This is a genomic window from Flavobacterium adhaerens (assembly GCF_040045115.1).
In the GTDB taxonomy this organism is placed as follows: domain Bacteria; phylum Bacteroidota; class Bacteroidia; order Flavobacteriales; family Flavobacteriaceae; genus Flavobacterium; species Flavobacterium adhaerens.
The window spans coordinates 219,707-237,389 of sequence record NZ_JBDLZX010000005.1 but is presented as its reverse complement, the minus strand read 5'-3'; the positions used below and the strand labels follow the sequence as shown (position 1 = coordinate 237,389).

Here is a 17,683-nt window from a genome sequence, read left to right as displayed (position 1 = left end):
CTTTGCACCTTCAAAAAAATACTAGCTTACAATTTAAGCAACCTAAAAACTAAAAAATCTAAATGATTACAATTAACGATATTTCGGTTCAATTTGGAGGGACAACCTTATTTAGCGATGTTTCTTTTGCCATAAACGAAAATGATAAAATTGCCCTTATGGGTAAAAACGGTGCAGGAAAATCTACTCTTTTAAAAATAATTGCTGGACACGGAAAACCTTCAACCGGAAGTGTATCTGTTCCCAAAGAAGCTGTTGTTGCTTATTTACCTCAACATTTATTGACAACAGATGGTGCTACTGTAATGGAAGAAGCTTCTAAAGCATTTAGCGACATTTTTAAAATGAAAGCCGAAATAGATGAAATCAATGAGCAATTGACCGTTCGTACTGATTATGAAAGTGATGAGTACATGAAATTAATTGAAAGAGTTTCGGATTTAAGTGAAAAATTTTACGCAATTGAAGAAATCAATTATGAAGCCGAAGTAGAAAAAATCTTAATTGGACTTGGTTTTGTTCGAGAAGATTTTACACGTCAAACTTCTGAGTTCTCTGGAGGTTGGAGAATGCGAATTGAGTTGGCTAAAATCCTTTTGCAAAAACCTGATTTAATTTTATTGGATGAGCCTACCAACCACATGGACATCGAGAGTATCCAGTGGCTAGAAGATTTCTTGATTAATTCGGCCAAAGCAGTTGTGGTTATTTCGCACGATAGAGCCTTTGTTGATAATATTACCAACCGTACCATCGAAGTTACAATGGGACGCATTTATGATTATAAAGCAAAATATACTCATTATTTAGAGTTACGCAAAGACAGACGTATTCATCAACAAAAAGCCTATGACGAACAACAAAAAATGATTGCCGACAACAGAGCTTTTATTGAGCGATTCAAAGGAACATTCTCAAAAACCGATGCTGTTCAATCTCGTGTTAGAATGTTAGAAAAGCTTGAAATTGTTCAAGTTGATGAAGTTGACACTTCGGCTCTTCGATTGAAATTCCCTCCCGCAGCACGTTCAGGGCAATATCCTGTAATTGTAAAAGAAATGTCTAAATCTTATGGAGACCATGTGGTTTTTAAAGATGCTAATATTGTTATTGAAAGAGGTCAAAAAGTAGCATTTGTTGGAAAAAATGGTGAAGGTAAATCGACTATGATTAAAGCGATTATGAAAGAAATCGGTATTGATAGTGGATCTGTAGAAATTGGTCACAACTCTCAAATCGGTTATTTTGCACAAAACCAAGCCGCTTTATTAGATGAAAATGCTACTATTTTTGAAACAATAGACAATATTGCAGTTGGAGATATTAGAACTCAAATAAAAAATATTCTTGGAGCTTTCATGTTCCAAGGTGATGATATTACCAAAAAAGTCAAAGTCCTTTCTGGTGGTGAAAAAACACGTTTGGCTATGATTAAATTGCTTTTAGAACCCGTAAACTTACTGATTCTAGATGAGCCTTCAAATCACTTAGATATGAAAACTAAAGACATCATCAAAGACGCTTTACGTGATTTTGACGGAACTTTGATTTTGGTTTCTCACGACCGAGATTTCCTTGATGGATTAGCAACAAAAGTATTCGAATTTGGGAACAAACGAGTTATCGAGCATTTTGAAGACATCACTGGATTCCTAGCTCATAAGAAAATGGACAGTATGAAAGAAATTGAAAAATAATCAATTTCAAAATGAATAAACAAAGGCTACCGATTAATTTGGTAGCTTTTTTTGTATTGTAACCTCAACTAATCTTCATTAAAGACAACCACAGGTTTCCAATATTTTCTAGTGAAAATCTCTTAACGCTTTCGAATGCGTTTTCTTTGCAAAAAAGATACAAAAGCTCATCTTCTACAAACAAGTTCATTGCTTCGGTTAATTTTTCGGTATTTTGATTTTCTACTAAAAGTCCGTTATTCCTATGAAAAATCATTTCGCTGGGCCCTACTTTACAATCAAAAGCAATCACAGGAGTATGACAAGCCAACGATTCTAAAATTACATTAGAAAATCCCTCATTGGCACTACTCAAAACAAGAAAAAGAGCTTTTTTTAAGTATTTATATGGGTTTTCTTGAAATCCCATTAAATGAACAAATTCAAAAACATCATTGTTTTTCGCAACAGTTTCCAATATCTCTTTATTTCCATTTCCTAAAATGACAAGGTGAATTTTCTTTTTCGAAAGAATAGAATTAGCATAACTACAGATTAATTTATCGAACTGTTTAATAGAATCTTCATACTGTCCAATTGCAATGATATACTTATAATCAATAGAAAACGATTCTTTACACTTAACTTCAACTTCTTCTAAATAAATTGGATTGTGAATCGTAGTCACGTTTTTTAAACCATACTTACTCTCGACCAATTCTTTTATTTCATCACCTACGGTGATTGTTGCATAACATTTGTCATAAATTAATTTCGAGAGCCAAACACTTTTTGGCATATAATAGTCTATCAAAAAACTATGAATGGTCAAGATGGTTTTGGCCTTATAAATAAATCTGGCAATAATTATTTCCTGTAGAGTCTTTGTTCTTGGTCGTAAATCTATGATGAAGTCAAAATTATGTTGATTCAAATACTTCTTCAAAACATACATTCTTTTGAATTTATTGAGAAATCCATTCTTTTCATCTTTCAAAAGTCCAAGATTAAGCAATTCACCAGAATAAGTATAAGAAACTTCATCAAGAACAGTGATGGTATGAACTTCAATGTTTTTGGAATGAAAAAAGACAGACAAATTAGCCATTACTTTTTCAGCCCCGCCCCCACTCAACCGAAAGCCAATCAATGCGATCTTACATGTTTTTTTAGGAGATATCATTCCCAATTTATAATTTTAGCCTCAAATATAAACATTTAAAAATAATGCTTCAGACTCCATTAGTAACTGTTATCTGTTTATGCTATAACCAAGAAGAGTTTGTTGTAAAAAGTCTGGATTCTGTACTCAATCAATTGTATCCATCAGTACAGCTTATTGTTATGGACGATTGCAGTACAGACAATTCAAAATCTGTAATTAAAACTTGGTCACAAAAACATCCTGACATCCAAATTATTTTCAATGATACAAATTTAGGCAATACCAAAGCCTTTAATAAAGCATTGCGATTTGCCAAAGGCGAATATATTATCGATTTGGCTGCTGATGATATTTTATTGCCAAATTGTATAATGACTCAAATTGACCGTTTTACCAAGAGTCCGTATAAAAATCTGGGAGTTGTTTATGGGAATGCTGCAGTAATACTCGAAGACGACACATTTGATTCCTATTATTTCCCTGTAAACGATCAAAAAAAAGTATTACAAAAGAGAATCACAGGAGATATTTACAGCAATGTTCTTTCGGATTTTTATAGCATGTGTTCAGTATCGGCAATGATAAAAAAAACGGTGCTAACCGATTTACAAGGTTATGATGAAAAGTTAGCTTATGAAGATTTGGATTTTTGGATACGAGCATCTCGAAAATATGAGTTTGACTTTATAGATGAAATTATTATGCAAAAAAGGATTGTATACAATTCTTTGGCCAGTAATTTTAAGAAAAAGAAAGATCCACAAACCAAAAAACTTGATTATTCTACTTATTTAATTTTAAAAAAAGCGATTCAATTAAACAAAAGCAAGTTAGAAGATTTATCCGTTCAGAAGAGAGTACATAATGGCATTGTACAATGTTTAAAGAACAGAAACTATTGGATACTCTGTAAAAATTTAGAGCTAAGATTGCTTTTGACTTGGAGAAAATGGTTTAAAAATTACAGTTCTAATTAATTCCTCACCAAATTTGAATCGTTCTTTTGATGCTTTTTTACATAAACCTCTTTTACGAAATTGAATAAAAAGGGAATTTTAAAAATGATTACCAATAAAATATATTTGAATTTGAATGACAATAAAGCGTATCCAAAATTCAAAAAATAAAAAGCATTGACTAGCCTTTTTTGTTTAAAATCAGATAAAAACAACTCAACTTCTCTCCTTTCAGAATCAGATTCGAAAGTATAAAGTTGCAATTGTACCACTAATTGCAAGTATCTGCTAAGTATTGAATACTGACTGTTTATAACATACTTTTTATCAAAATTATGTTCTTTGATCAAAACAAAAACCCTAAATAAAGTGTTGAGCCCATAAAAATTTTTGATCGAAAATGTTTTGGTTATCGCATTTGGATTATCCTGCCTATAATAGAAAACACCTTGGCTAAAAGCCACTTTATTACTTTCTAAAAACAATTTTCGAGTAACAAATTCATCGCTATCAAAAGCGTCTTTTGGAAAAAATACATCACTTAATAAAGTTGTCTTAACCAATGCAAAACCATGAATGGTCCAATCCAAAGATGCTGCACATGCTTGTTTTCCGCTCAAAATACATTTTCGATCACCATTTAATCCAATGATTTTTTTGTTATCAGGAATGTTCTCAAAATAAAATTCCATATCTGGAAGCACACAATCGGCATTGGTTTCTTTTTGTTTTGCAATCATTTTTTCGACAAGATCAACAGAAAAAAGATCGTCTTGAGAAGCATAAAAAACAAAATCACCTTTTATTTCAGGTTTTATAAAATTCCAAGATGCAGCAACCGTTCCGCCATTTTTTTTCTGAAAAAATAAAAACCTATCATCACTATTTACAAAATCATCAATAATAGTTTTGCAACTATCTGTAGAAGCATCATCTACCAATAACACCTCTATATTTTTATAGCTTTGATTTTGAATAGACAACAACGTTTCTCGGAGATATTTTTCACCATTATAAACAGGCACAAAAACCGTTACTAATACATCCTGAATCATATCGTATTGTTTCTACTTTTAAAATAAAACTTTCCTAAAATACAACAACAGTACCAATAGATAAACCAAATTTTCGATTGCTTGTGCTATCACGACACCTTGCAGACCAAACTCTTGAATACAAAACAAACTAACAAAGTACAAAAAAATAAGTGCTGTAATTTCGATAAAAATATAATGATTGATATTCCTCCTGGCCATCAATAAAATTCCCAAAATCATTCCAGCTACCTTAAAAACATCACCCAATAATTGCCAAAAAAACAAATCTGTAACTGGCAAAAAATCGGTTGTAAAAAGTGTTTCAACAATAACTTTTTTTAAAATATAAATAATACCCATTGCCAGAATAAACACTGGAAGAATGTATTTATAAAAACTCCAAATCACTTCTTTGACCTGAATTTCACCTTTGGATCTGATAATTTTAGGATAAAAATATACACTCATCAAAGTCCCAATAAACAACAAATATAGATTTGAAACTCTAGTAATAGCTTCCCAATATCCTGAACTCTCTAAGCCTACATTGGCAATCAAAAAATTTCTAATCTGCAAATTGAAAATCGGACTTATTATTGTAGGTGGAATAATCATTAATGAAAATGCTCCTATTCTTTTTAAAATTTCAAAATCAAATTCCCGAAAGTTTAATCGCTTCAAAATCTGAATTTCCATTGGCAAATAAAAACAGGAAACTACGACTAAAACAACTGGAACGATGATGATTGAAACAAATGCCCCTATAGTTGTAAAGTAATAAATCAATACAGCCGAAAGCATCAAGCAAACTAAATTTGTAATAAGGTTGATAAAAATCACTTTATTATACTTCCCAAATCCATTTATGATAGACGTAAACAATACCGAAACAACACTCCAAGGCAAAACAATTGCAACTGCTTTGAAAACAATAGTATACTGACCATAATTACCAAAAATCTTATTTCCTAAATAATTTGAAAAGACAAAAATCAATCCACTAAAAAAAAATGTCACAACTAAAAATGTGATTAAAATAGTCGAAATAGTCTTTTCGAGTTCCTTTTTATTGTTCTCATTTTCGCCAACATATTTAACAATTCCAGACGAAAATCCCAAAGAAGAAATTCCTTCCAAGGAAGAGAAAAAATTCCTGAAATTTCCAACCAAAGCCATACCACTCGAACCTACAAAAACAGCTAATAACTTAGACACAATAAATCCTGTTCCTATTTTTAATAAGACACTTAAACCATTTAAATACGAGATTTTAAACAGATCGGTTTGGACTATTTTTTTTATAGAACTCAAATTTAATATTGGTTTAAAATCGCAATAATATAACTTACTTCATCCTCAGTCAATACAGGACTAATTGGTAAACTCAACACTTCCTGATGAATTTTTTCGGTAATCGGAAAATTGAAGGAATTCCATTCAGTCATTGCCTTTTGTTGATGTGGCGGAACAGGATAATGAATAACCGTTTGAATATTTTTTTCACTTAAAAATTGCTGTAATTGATCTCTGTTTTGAGTTCTAACAACAAACAAATGAAAGACATGATTGTTTGAAAAATCCCAAAAAGGAAAAATTAGTTTTGCGTTATCAATTTCAGTCAAATATCGTTTTGCTATTGCTCTTCTTCTATCATTATTCAAATCCAAATGAGGCAATTTCAAATTGAGAAAACCAGCTTGGAGTTCGTCCAATCTGGAATTTTGTCCAACAAGTTCGTTATAATATTTTGTTTGAGAACCATAATTACGCAATAACCGAATCGTACTTGCCAAATCCTCATCATTAGTAATAACCGCTCCTCCATCGCCTAAAGCTCCTAAATTTTTAGCGGGATAAAAACTATACGCTACAGCCGATTGTATATCACTAGTAGCACCGTGAGATTGTGCAGCATCTTCGATTACTAAAAGGTTGTTCTGTTTTGCTATTTCGGTAATTTCGTTCATTTCGGCCAATTGACCATATAAATGAACAGCTAAAATAGCTTTGGTTTTTGAAGTAATTTTTTCCTGAATTAGGTTTGGATCAAGAGTGTAAGTTTCGATTTTGGGTTCTACTAAAACAGGTAGCAAATCCGCTTGAAGAATTGCCAAAATACTTGCTATATAAGTATTGGCTGGTACTATTACTTCATCACCTTTTTGCAATTTCCCTAACGAAATATATCCTTTGAAAATTAAGACCAAAGCATCTAATCCGTTACCAACCCCAATACAGTGTTTGGCATTGCAATATTGGGCAAAATTGTTTTCAAATTCTTGAACTTCATTCCCTAAAATATACCAACCAGACTCTAAAATCGATTTCAACTTTTCTTGAAATTCAACTTCATAAGGTTCATTTATTTTTTTTAAGTCTAAAAATGGTATCATTTGAACACGTTTTCAAGTTTAGAATAATGAATAGTAGCTACTTCATAAAAATCTTGTGTTATACAATTTGCTCCAAAACTTTCTTTCCAATAGGACAATCCTTTGTTGAGTATTTTTCCGTTATTTTCATTTGAATTACCAAAATCAAAATAACGCTTGGAGGCAAACACTTCCTGAATCAAATAATCAAACAAAAAATCCAAACTTCCAAAATTTTCATTTTCTTCAAACTTAGAAATATACTGGCAATGTGCGACATTTTCGGACTCAAAAATAGTGGTTCCTGCTACGATTTTATCCTCAAAATAAACATTAAATTGTCTGATATTTTTATCAAACCGCTTTTTCAACAACCTAATTTCTTCAAGCGAATGTACGGGTTTTGTGTGGTGTCTCGCTTTTAAATTTGGAATAAGAATCTGATTCCAAAACACCTCAAAATCATCTTCTTCTTTGACAATCAAATTATTGTTTTTCCCTTTTTGAATACAACGAAGTCTAATTTTTGAATATCGAAATGGTTTTGACAAATCGATTACCGATAATGCATCTCTTCGGGTTAATTGAGCTTCGGCCAAAAACAAAGCATAACTAAATTCATCTGCTGGTTTTTGATGGTATATTGAAGGAAGTAATTTAAAGAAAGCTTTATTGATATTGTTCTTATTCAAATGCGACAAAACCAATCTAAAAATTGTTATCACAGATGCTAGCTTTAATTTTTCTTTATAGACTAAACCTCCATAAGACAAACCTTGATGCGAATAGATGCAATCTCCTACTCTATTGGCTGGCAAAACGGCAACTATTTTTTGATCCTCAAAAACCATCAACGAAAAATCTTCAAATCGATCACCATGATAATTTATAAAATGTCGATTAAACAAAAAAGTAGCATTTTTGGATTGGCTGACAAAAGTATTCCAGCTATCAAAATCACTTTCCTGATATTGTTTTACAGTGTAGTTTTTCACAATGGCATATTAAAGAATGGAAATGTACACAATTACGCTAATATTCTAAGGCGAAATTTCAAAAAATCATCAAATCTGAGAATCAAAACTTTTTATCCTTGCTATCTTATAACTCCCTTAGAGCCTGTAGGACTTGGAATTAATTCTAAGACTGCATTAGGCGAAAGATTCGATTCGACTCTATGCGATACAAACAAAATAGTGCTATTGGTTTGTTTTTTTATGGTATTGATAAGCCTAATTACCAATGCCACATTATGATCGTCTAATCCTTCTAATGGTTCATCTAGAATTAACAAAGGAGGGTGCTTAATCACGGCTCGAATTATAAGTGCCAATCGTTGCTGTCCAGTTGAAAGTCTATTGAAAATTTTGTTTTTGAAAGCACCCATTTCAATCAAATCCAACCATTGCGAAGCTATTTTTCGTTGCAATGTTGTGGGTTGAGTATATAATCCTATTGAGTCAAAAAAACCAGAGAGTATCATTTGCTCCAAAGTGGCATTTCTTTCAAACAAATCGGTCATGGCAGTTGAGTATAAACCAATTTTCTTTTTGATTTCCCAAATACTTTCACCACTGCCTTTTTTTCTACCAAATAGCTCTAGGTCTTGCCCATAACCTTTGGTGTTTTCGCCCGAAATTAAAGATAAAATAGTGCTTTTCCCAGATCCATTTGGCCCAATAAGTTGCCAAAACTCTCCTTGGTTTATTGTCCAAGAAATAGAATCTAAAATAGGCCTTTCGTCATAAGAAACCGATACATTTCTCATCTTTACAAGAACAGCATCATTAAAAACCTCATCATAAATTGGGATATGATAATTACTATCTTCTAATGATTGTACAGATTTTATTGGCTTCAATTCAAATGAATTATCATCGATTTGCGCTTTATTGGTGATAAATGAAAGTAAATCAACGGAACGATTTACCAATTGAATAACACTTACAGATGTTGAAATGGATTGAATTTCTGATGCTAATGCTAATCGCGAAGCATGATCCAAATGATCCATTGGATTATCGAGAATGATAAAATCAGGATTTTGATTGAGGCAATATTTTAAAAATTCTTTCTTTCGTTCGCCTGATGAAAACGTACGTAGGTTTCTGTTAGCTTCAACAGTTGCTTCTATCGATTGATGACGAAATTCTTCTTCAATTAATTTTTTAATGGCAATATCCGAAAATAAAATTCCTTTTAACCCATTAAAAAAAGACAATTCACCTTGGCTATTTCCCGATAATACTGTGTTTATAAATTCTCCTTTATCTACCTGATTGGATAAAAGTAAATCCCAATGTTTCATTTTTACTTTGAATTGATAATGAATCTCCAAAGTTGGTGAAATTAGAACTGTAATGCAATTTAATAGGATAAAAAAAGCCTCCAATTGAGAAGCTTATAAGTCTATTTTTAGAATTATTTTAAAGGAAAATTAGATTCAAATTGCTTGAATCTACCTTCCAGATCTTTTAATAGTTGCTTTTTCACCTTAGTTTCTTGAATAAAACTATAGTTGATGCTGTTGTAAACAAATTGCTTAATATCGGCATAAGAAATACTAGGATACCTTTTGGCTAGTAAAACAAATTGTTCTGTCATATTAGTTCTTAGAATTCCAGCATCATCAGTACTTATCATAATTGGCACACCAAATTCTTTGTATAATAAAATAGGATGACGACTCTCTTTTACCTTCAAAATAAATTCATTGCTAACCAAATTGATTTCGACAGGAATATCATTTTTAGCCATATATCGCAACAAATCATAACTTTTATCTTCATAAGCAATATCTACTCCATGTCCTATTCTATTAGCTCCAGCAGTATGTACAGCAGCATTTATATGCCATGACAATTCTTCGGGACGCACCAAACCTAAGGTGAGTTCTCCAGCGTGCAGAGTATATTTTACTTTTGGAAATCGGCTATGGCAATATTTAAACATCAGCATGTGTAATTCATAATCTTTCATCGAAGTTTCGCCATCTTCTGGAGAAACGATATTCACACCCGCCATAAGCTCACTACTATCAGCTGAAAGAAAAGCAACAACTAGATTTTTAAACAAATCTACTGGTTCCATAAATCGCAGAACAAAATTTTGATAACGCATTGTAAACTGTTTATCATCAATTTTTAGATTATAATGCATTTTTTCGACGAAATTGGTGTTGAAGTCTGCTGCATATTTTTTGGCATCCTTTTTTATGAAAAAAGTGTACAGCGAATCCAAAGATTTCATCAGAGCTTTTTCATTTTTATCAGCAACAAGTTTTCTCAGATAAGTGTTGTATTGAACCAAATCATTAGTCTGTATTGCACAAGGAATAGTCGATAATTGAGTTTCGATATAGCTTACATTTTCTTTGATTGCTCTATTTTTTAATTCTACTAAACCTGCTTCAAAATTGCCCTGAGTGGCTGGTTCAAATTTCATAAAAGACTCAAAAAACTGCTTATCCGAAGGGTAATCAACATAATTAAAGTCTTTAATAGACCATTTATGGATTATTTTTTGTTTGTATAAATCTAATTGGCCGTTTTTTTGTAAAGTCGAAAACAATACCCAGTTGGTACCAATTTGCTTCTCTTGACTCACTGTCATACTTAAAGTATCGAGATAAAAATCTTTTGCAATAGCGTGATTTAATAAAGGTTCGGCATAAATAGAACCCGAATAATGATGGTGCAAATCACCACCCTTGGGCATTTGAGAAAAGAAAGCCGTGAGAGCTACTTCGTTATTTCTTATTTTTTCGAAATATTGATCTACTGATTGTGAAAATCCAATGTGAAAAAGGATACAGAGAAGTGAAGTATAAAATAATTTCATTTTTTATATTTCTTTGCAAATATAACAAACATCCAACAAATTGTTTTATAATAACTCTATTTTAATTTTCTATCTAGCTATTAAACAATTCAATTTAATGTTTCCTAATTCTAAATTTCAATTTGTATTTTTGGGTCAAATAATATTTTATCTATGAAAATTGTATTATCGCCTGCCAAATCATTAAATTTTGAACAAGAATTGCCAACCCCATTACATAGTTTGCCTTCTTTTTTGAAAGAATCCAGACAAGTCCATAAAGTTTTGAAGCAACAATCGCCTAAATCATTATCTGAATTAATGTCTATTTCGGATAAATTGGCCGATTTGAACTGGAAACGCAATCAAGAATGGAAAACACCTTTTACTCCAGAAAATGCCAGACCAGCGGTTTACGCTTTTGATGGAGACGTTTATACAGGATTAGACAGTTATTCGATACCAGTGGGAAAATTAGATGATTTACAAGACAAATTGCGAATATTATCTGGGCTTTATGGGTATTTGAAACCATTAGATTTGATTCAGCCGTATCGATTAGAAATGGGAACCAAATTACCAATTGGCGAAAGTAAAAATCTTTATGAATTCTGGAAAAAAACAATTACCAATTCATTAAATAAAGAACTCAAAAAAGACGAATTATTTATCAATTTGGCTAGCAATGAATATTTTTCGGCTGTAGATGCCAAAGGTTTAAAAGTTCCTGTAATCACACCTGAATTCAAAGACTATAAAGACGGTAAACTAAAAATGATTAGTTTTTTTGCCAAAAAAGCAAGAGGATTAATGGTTCGTTATATTTTAGACACGAATGCAGAAACAATTGAAGATTTAAAAGGCTTTAATTATGAAGGCTACCAATTTGACTCCAATTTATCCAAAGGAAATAATTTAGTTTTTACTAGATAATCTGTAAGTATATCTTTTAGAATATTATACCAAAAAGCCACAAATTTTGATTGTTAAAATTTGTGGCTTTTATACTTTACTCTGCTTCAATTTCTTCCTCTAAAGCAGTTTCAAACTCCATAGGATCTTCAAAATCCTCTTCCTTAATAACTTCAGGTTTAGAATTCTTAAGAGTATTAAACTTTTCTAGTTGTTCTAATTCATCTTCTTCACCAGAAAAATAAGGAAATACATCCATAATAGGTGACTCAGCAATAGCAGGAATAGTATAATCGCCCATAGTTCCTTTCATCGTATGAACAGTGTTATCATAAGCCTCTTTTACATCATTGGCTTGAACCAAGAAATACATGTTGGTTTTACGTTCCTTACCACTTTCTTCGTCATAAGCAATTAACGAAATCTTAGATTTAAACCATCGATCAGTATTTTCAAATGGATGAATCTCAGCAAAATTAGCCACCTTTATAGTAGTGATTTTAAATTCTTCATTGATATAAGCCTTCATTTCTTCATTAATTCGACTTTCGGCTTCTGTATAAGACAAAGCATCAACCAAATAGGGTTCGGTAGTCACTTTTTGATTACCAGTTTCGTCTGTTTTTCTGTATTTTACTTTGCATTCGTACCAAATTGCACTCATAGATTTCATTTTTTTTTTTATCGGATGTCAAAGATAGATTTTAAAGAAAAAAAAACATACAATTCATAAAATAGATATTCACAATTTACATTTGTATTGAAAACCAATTAATTACACAAAAACAATCGTAAAATGCAAAAAAATATAACTAACTTTAAACTGACATATTAACTTTTAAAAAAGTTAAAAAAAAGTTAAACAAATAATTAAACGATCGTTTAATTTAAACACTTGTTTAATTTTGCACTGAATTTAAAAAGCATAAAATTGAAAGCTGATTTTAACGATAAACAAATTCAAATTCTACAAGTAGCCGAAACGCTATTTGCAGAAAAAGGTTTTGATGGCACATCAGTACGAGATATTGCTAAAGAAGCTAAAATAAATGTTGCCATGGTTTCCTATTATTTTGGATCAAAAGAGCAATTATTAGAATCCTTAGTTCTTCACAGAGCTTCAAACGTCAAACTACAATTGGATCAATTAATTCTGGAGGATTTGAATCCTTTAGAAAAAATAAACAAACTCATTGGTATGTACATAACTACAATCAATGGCAATAGATGTATCTATAAGATTTTACATTTTGAATTTTCTTCAAATAAAAGAGGCATAAATCTAAAGGCCTTTACCGATTTAAAAATGGCCAATCTAAAATCGATGAAATCAATTATTTCGGAAGGACAAGAAAAAGGAATGTTCCAAAAAAATATCAATATTCCTTTACTGATACCGAGTATTTTAGGTCCTTATTTTCATTTTCACTTGAACAGACCTTTTTATGAGAATTTGTTTCAATTGGACACCGAAGAAAAATACGACAACTATATCAAAACAACTCTAACAATGCATATTCAACAAACAATTAAAGCTCTCTTAACACATGAAAGTTAGTTATTTAGTACTCTTTGGAAGTTTCTTCGTAGGAGTTACAACCATAACAGCCCAAGAGAAAACCAATTTGAAGCTAGAAGAAGCAATACAATTGGCTTGGACAAAAAGTAATGAAGTTTCATTGGCCAACACCAAAGTCGATACCAAGAAACACGAATTACAATCGGTAAAAAACAATCAATATCCAGACTTGGCAATTTCTGGACAATTTCTTGGTTTAAATGAACCTACTTTTACATCTAGTTTAAGTACTGGAAGCGAAGATATTCCGGTTCCTGGTCACGTAACAGTTGGTCAAGCCAGTCTAAAAGTACCAATTTTTGCAGGAATGAAAATTCACAATGGTATCAAATTACAGGATAATTTGTATCAAGCAGAAACAGCAATGGCTTCTAAAACCAAAGAAGATGTAGCTATGAGAGTCATAAATCATTATGCCAATCTTTATAAAGCTCAAAGAACCATTGAATTGATAAAAGAAAATCAAAAAAGTGCACAACAACGTGTAACTGATTTTGAGGCAATGGAAAAAAATGGAATCATTCCTCGTAATGATTTATTGAAAGCACAACTGCAAGTTTCAAAACTGCAATTATCCCTAGATGAAGCACTTAATACCGAAACTATACTGAATTATAATTTGGTAACTTTATTAAAATTACCATCAGGAACAAAATTAGTAGTCAACGAAAACGACTTAATCAATTTCCCTAAAAGTGAAGTTCCTACAAGTGAGCAACCTGCTCTAGAAAATCGAAAAGACCTAGAGGCTTTACAATTCCAATCAAAAGCATCAGAAAACAATATCAACATGGCAAAATCAGGATATTACCCTGTTGTTGCTATAACAGGTGGTTATGCTGCATTCAACATCCAACACATTATGCAACTAGAAAACGCAATGTTTTTAGGGCTTGGTGTTACGTATGATTTGAGTGGAATTCTAAAAAACGGTACTGAAGTAAAAATTGCCAAAAGCAAAGCTCTTGAAGTAAAAGATTCGGAAGAAATTTTAAAAGATAATATCCGAATTCAAGTACAACAAGCCATTACCAATTATGATTTGGCTATCAAACAAAATGCTGTTTTAACAGAAGCAGTAGAACAATCGGTAGAAAATTATCGAATTGTAAAAGACAAACACGAGAATGGGCTTGCCGATACAAACGATTTATTGGATGCAGATATAGAACAACTTCGATCTAAAATTAGTGAAACCATCGCTAAGGTAGATGTTATTCAAAAATATTACGAATTACTATCAACTACTGGTCAATTATCACAAACCTTCAACCTTTCTAAAATATAACCAATACCATGGAAAAGAAAAAAACAAACAAAAAATTCACTATAATCCTATTGGTTTTAGTCCTTGTAGGAGGAACATACGGAATTATAAAATACAATCATGCACGCAATCACGAGGAAACCGATGATGCGCAAATTGAAAAAAACATGAACCCTATAATCCCGAGAGTTTCGGGCTATGTTAGCAAGGTTTATGTTAAAGATAATGACTATGTAAAAAAAGGAGACACCTTATTTACCATTGACAAAAGAGATTATCAATTAAAAATTGAAGAAGCTAATGCAACCTACTTGGCAGCAGAAAGTAATTTTGCTTCGGCCAAAGAAGATATTGGAAGCGCATTGGCAAGTATAGCTGTTTCTAATGCCAATGTCCAATCGGCAGCAGGTAATATTGAAAGTGCCAAAATCCGATTAGGGAGAGCTAAAAACGACTATGTTCGTTATGAGAATTTGTACAAAAACCATTCGATTACCAAACAACAATACGAACAAGCATTGGCTGCCAAACAAGAAGCCGAAAGTCAAGTACGAATTCTAGAACAGCAACAAAAAGCTTCTTCTTATCAAAAATCAGTGATTGAGGCTAAATCTAGAGTTTCTGACAAACAAACTCTTGTTGCAGCTGCCAATATTAAAAAAGCAAAAGCTTTATTAGAATCAGCTCAATTGAACTTAACTTATACTGTAGTTACAGCCGCAATTGATGGTCAGGTTTCAAAAATTGACATTCAACCAGGACAATTAGTTCAAGCAGGGCAATCTTTATTTTACATTATTAATAATAACGAAGCTTGGGTTGTGGCTAATTTTAAAGAAACCCAACTTAACAAAATGGTGATTGGACAAAAAGTAAGTTTGAAAGTAGATGCTTATCCTGATTATGAATTTAAAGGAACTTTAACTTCGTTTTCACCAGCAACTGGATCTCGTTTTTCTTTATTACCTCCTGATAATGCTACAGGAAACTTCGTAAAAACGATTCAAAGATTACCAGTAAAAATCAGTTTGGATTCCAACAATGATGCCGAAAAAGTAAAATTATTACGTCCGGGTATGAATGTTGAAGTGGATGTTCATTTGAAGTAATTTTTAGATTGCAGAATTCAGATTTCAGAATTCAGATTATGAATTCGAAAAATCTAATAATCCAAAAGTCTAACTATCTAATTTTTATTTTATACAAATGACAAAAGCAACAATAGCAGACGACGATTTAGTAGAATACGGTTATAGACGTGTTCTGATCACGATAACAGCGGTACTTTGTGCCTTATTAGAAATCGTTGATACCACCATCGTAAATGTCGCACTTACCGATATGCGAGGAAGTCTAGGAGCTACCTTAACCGATGTCGCTTGGGTAATTACCGCTTATGCAATTGCAAATGTTATTGTAATCCCAATGACGAGTTGGTTATCTCAACAATTTGGAAGACGTAATTACTTTGTAGCCTCTATTATAATTTTTACTGCATGTTCTTTTCTATGTGGTAATGCTACCAATATTTGGGAATTGGTTGCCTTTAGATTCGTTCAAGGTATGGGAGGAGGAGCATTATTGGTAACAGCACAAACCATTATTACCGAAAGTTATCCAGTCGAAAAGCGCGGTATGGCTCAAGCTATTTACGGCATGGGAGTTATTGTAGGGCCTACACTAGGGCCGCCTTTAGGGGGATATTTGGTCGATAATTTCTCTTGGCCGTATATATTTTACATCAATATTCCGTTAGGGATTATTGCTACCGTTTTGGCTATTTCGTTCGTAAGAAGTCCTAAATATGGCGAAAAATTGAAATCCAATCAAGTAGATTGGTGGGGAATTGTATTACTAGCTGCATTTATTGGTTCGTTGCAATTTGTTTTAGAACATGGTCAACAAGACGATTGGTTCAACGATCCGTTAATTCTAATTTTGAGTATAATAACTGTATTGGGTTTAATACTCTTTATATGGCGAGAACTTACCTATAAGTATCCAATTGTAAACCTAAGCGTTCTAAAAGATGGAAACCTTAGAATTGGTACAGTTATGTGTTTTATTTTAGGATTCGGACTGTACGGTTCTACCTTAATTATCCCAATATATACACAATCTGTTTTGGGATGGACTGCAACAGATGCAGGACTTTTATTAATTCCTGGGTCAATAACAACCGCTTTTATGATGCCTATTATTGGTAATTTAATTCAAAAAGGAGTTCCGCAGACTTATATGGTTGCAGTAGGTTTTTTAATCTTTTTCTTCTTTACGTTTATGATGTACGAAAATATGACTCCCGATACAGGTGTAGAACATTTATACTGGCCATTAATTTTGAGAGGAATTGGACTAGGATTACTATTTGTGCCAATTACAACTCTTTCGCTTTCTACTTTAAAAGGAAAACATATCGGCGAAGGAGCTGCTTTTACCGGAATGATGCGCCAACTAGGAGGTTCATTTGGTATTGCGATTATTACAACATTTATTACCCGCTGGAGTCAAGAACATCGAGTAAACTTAGTTTCGCATTTAGACCCCAGTAAATACCAAGTACAACAACAAATTCAAGGCATGCAACAAAATTTCATGTCCAAAGGTTTCACTAGCAATGAAGCATTAGACAAAGCCTATCAAGCATTGGATTATTCCGTAATGAAACAGGCAACAGTTTTAGCTTATATGGATATTTTTCTTTGGTTGGGAATCATGTTTCTACTTTGCATCCCAATTATTCTTTTAGTTAAAAAAGGAAAAAACAAAGTAAACCCTGCTGATGCTATGCATTAAAAAAATAACAATTTTCAATTAATTGCTTACTAATCGAAAGATCCGATTCTACTTTGAATCGGATTTTTTGTTTATAGAAATTCAAGATCAAAAATAACGGTTCA

At 32.1% G+C, this 17,683-nt stretch carries 15 protein-coding genes; 7 read left to right on the top strand and 8 right to left on the bottom strand.

The window, feature by feature from the left end:
• Nucleotides 1-62 precede the first annotated feature (62 nt).
• Entirely contained in the window at nucleotides 63-1,697 is a 1,635-nt protein-coding gene (locus ABEB18_RS09025; RefSeq protein WP_348798957.1) for an ABC-F family ATP-binding cassette domain-containing protein, read from the top strand.
• Nucleotides 1,698-1,761: 64 nt separating this feature from the next.
• On the opposite strand, the gene ABEB18_RS09020 is transcribed toward ABEB18_RS09025, so the two are convergent.
• Nucleotides 1,762-2,859 (bottom strand): glycosyltransferase, encoded by a 1,098-nt coding sequence (locus tag ABEB18_RS09020; protein WP_348798956.1) that lies wholly within the window; start codon nucleotides 2,857-2,859, stop codon nucleotides 1,762-1,764.
• A gap of 44 nt (nucleotides 2,860-2,903) precedes the next feature.
• Here ABEB18_RS09020 and ABEB18_RS09015 point away from each other — a divergent pair, with 44 nt between their 5' ends.
• Nucleotides 2,904-3,818 (top strand): glycosyltransferase family 2 protein, encoded by a 915-nt coding sequence (locus tag ABEB18_RS09015; RefSeq protein ID WP_348798955.1) that lies wholly within the window; start codon nucleotides 2,904-2,906, stop codon nucleotides 3,816-3,818.
• On the opposite strand, the gene ABEB18_RS09010 is transcribed toward ABEB18_RS09015, so the two are convergent.
• The 6 genes from ABEB18_RS09010 to ABEB18_RS08985 form a co-directional block, all read right to left on the bottom strand.
• Entirely contained in the window at nucleotides 3,815-4,852 is a 1,038-nt protein-coding gene (locus ABEB18_RS09010; protein WP_348798954.1) for a glycosyltransferase family A protein, read from the bottom strand. The two genes, ABEB18_RS09015 and ABEB18_RS09010, sit on opposite strands and share 4 nt — an antisense overlap.
• Before the next feature lie 18 nt (nucleotides 4,853-4,870).
• A complete protein-coding gene (locus tag ABEB18_RS09005; protein ID WP_348798952.1) occupies nucleotides 4,871-6,145 on the bottom strand; it encodes an O-antigen translocase in 1,275 nt (424 codons plus the stop codon).
• Between the two features lie 2 nt (nucleotides 6,146-6,147).
• Nucleotides 6,148-7,227: a DegT/DnrJ/EryC1/StrS family aminotransferase gene (locus tag ABEB18_RS09000; RefSeq protein WP_348798951.1), complete on the bottom strand. Its 1,080-nt coding sequence runs from the start codon at nucleotides 7,225-7,227 to the stop codon at nucleotides 6,148-6,150.
• On the bottom strand, nucleotides 7,224-8,201 hold the full coding sequence (locus ABEB18_RS08995; protein ID WP_348798950.1) for a GNAT family N-acetyltransferase: 978 nt from the start codon (nucleotides 8,199-8,201) through the stop codon (nucleotides 7,224-7,226). The genes ABEB18_RS09000 and ABEB18_RS08995 overlap by 4 nt, the downstream gene beginning before the upstream one ends.
• Nucleotides 8,202-8,302: 101 nt before the next feature.
• Entirely contained in the window at nucleotides 8,303-9,514 is a 1,212-nt protein-coding gene (locus ABEB18_RS08990; protein WP_348798949.1) for an ATP-binding cassette domain-containing protein, read from the bottom strand.
• A gap of 113 nt (nucleotides 9,515-9,627) precedes the next feature.
• On the bottom strand, nucleotides 9,628-11,046 hold the full coding sequence (locus tag ABEB18_RS08985; RefSeq protein ID WP_348798948.1) for an adenosine deaminase: 1,419 nt from the start codon (nucleotides 11,044-11,046) through the stop codon (nucleotides 9,628-9,630).
• 153 nt (nucleotides 11,047-11,199) lie between these two features.
• Here ABEB18_RS08985 and yaaA point away from each other — a divergent pair, with 153 nt between their 5' ends.
• Complete coding sequence (gene yaaA / locus ABEB18_RS08980) at nucleotides 11,200-11,958, top strand: peroxide stress protein YaaA (RefSeq protein ID WP_348798947.1); 759 nt, start codon at nucleotides 11,200-11,202, stop codon at nucleotides 11,956-11,958.
• Nucleotides 11,959-12,034: 76 nt separating this feature from the next.
• Here yaaA and ABEB18_RS08975 read toward each other — a convergent pair whose 3' ends face one another.
• Complete coding sequence (locus tag ABEB18_RS08975) at nucleotides 12,035-12,601, bottom strand: DUF4494 domain-containing protein (protein WP_348798946.1); 567 nt, start codon at nucleotides 12,599-12,601, stop codon at nucleotides 12,035-12,037.
• A 267-nt stretch (nucleotides 12,602-12,868) separates the two neighbouring features.
• Between ABEB18_RS08975 and ABEB18_RS08970 the strand changes: the two genes are divergently transcribed.
• The 4 genes from ABEB18_RS08970 (at nucleotide 12,869) to ABEB18_RS08955 (ending at nucleotide 17,579) form a co-directional block, all read left to right on the top strand.
• A complete protein-coding gene (locus tag ABEB18_RS08970) occupies nucleotides 12,869-13,495 on the top strand; it encodes a TetR/AcrR family transcriptional regulator (protein ID WP_348798945.1) in 627 nt (208 codons plus the stop codon).
• A complete protein-coding gene (locus ABEB18_RS08965) occupies nucleotides 13,485-14,804 on the top strand; it encodes a TolC family protein (RefSeq protein ID WP_348798944.1) in 1,320 nt (439 codons plus the stop codon). Before ABEB18_RS08970 ends, ABEB18_RS08965 begins: the two co-directional genes overlap by 11 nt.
• Nucleotides 14,805-14,812: 8 nt before the next feature.
• On the top strand, nucleotides 14,813-15,892 hold the full coding sequence (locus ABEB18_RS08960) for an HlyD family secretion protein (protein WP_348798943.1): 1,080 nt from the start codon (nucleotides 14,813-14,815) through the stop codon (nucleotides 15,890-15,892).
• 97 nt (nucleotides 15,893-15,989) lie between these two features.
• A complete protein-coding gene (locus ABEB18_RS08955) occupies nucleotides 15,990-17,579 on the top strand; it encodes an MDR family MFS transporter (RefSeq protein WP_348798942.1) in 1,590 nt (529 codons plus the stop codon).
• The last annotated feature ends 104 nt before the right edge of the window (nucleotides 17,580-17,683 follow it).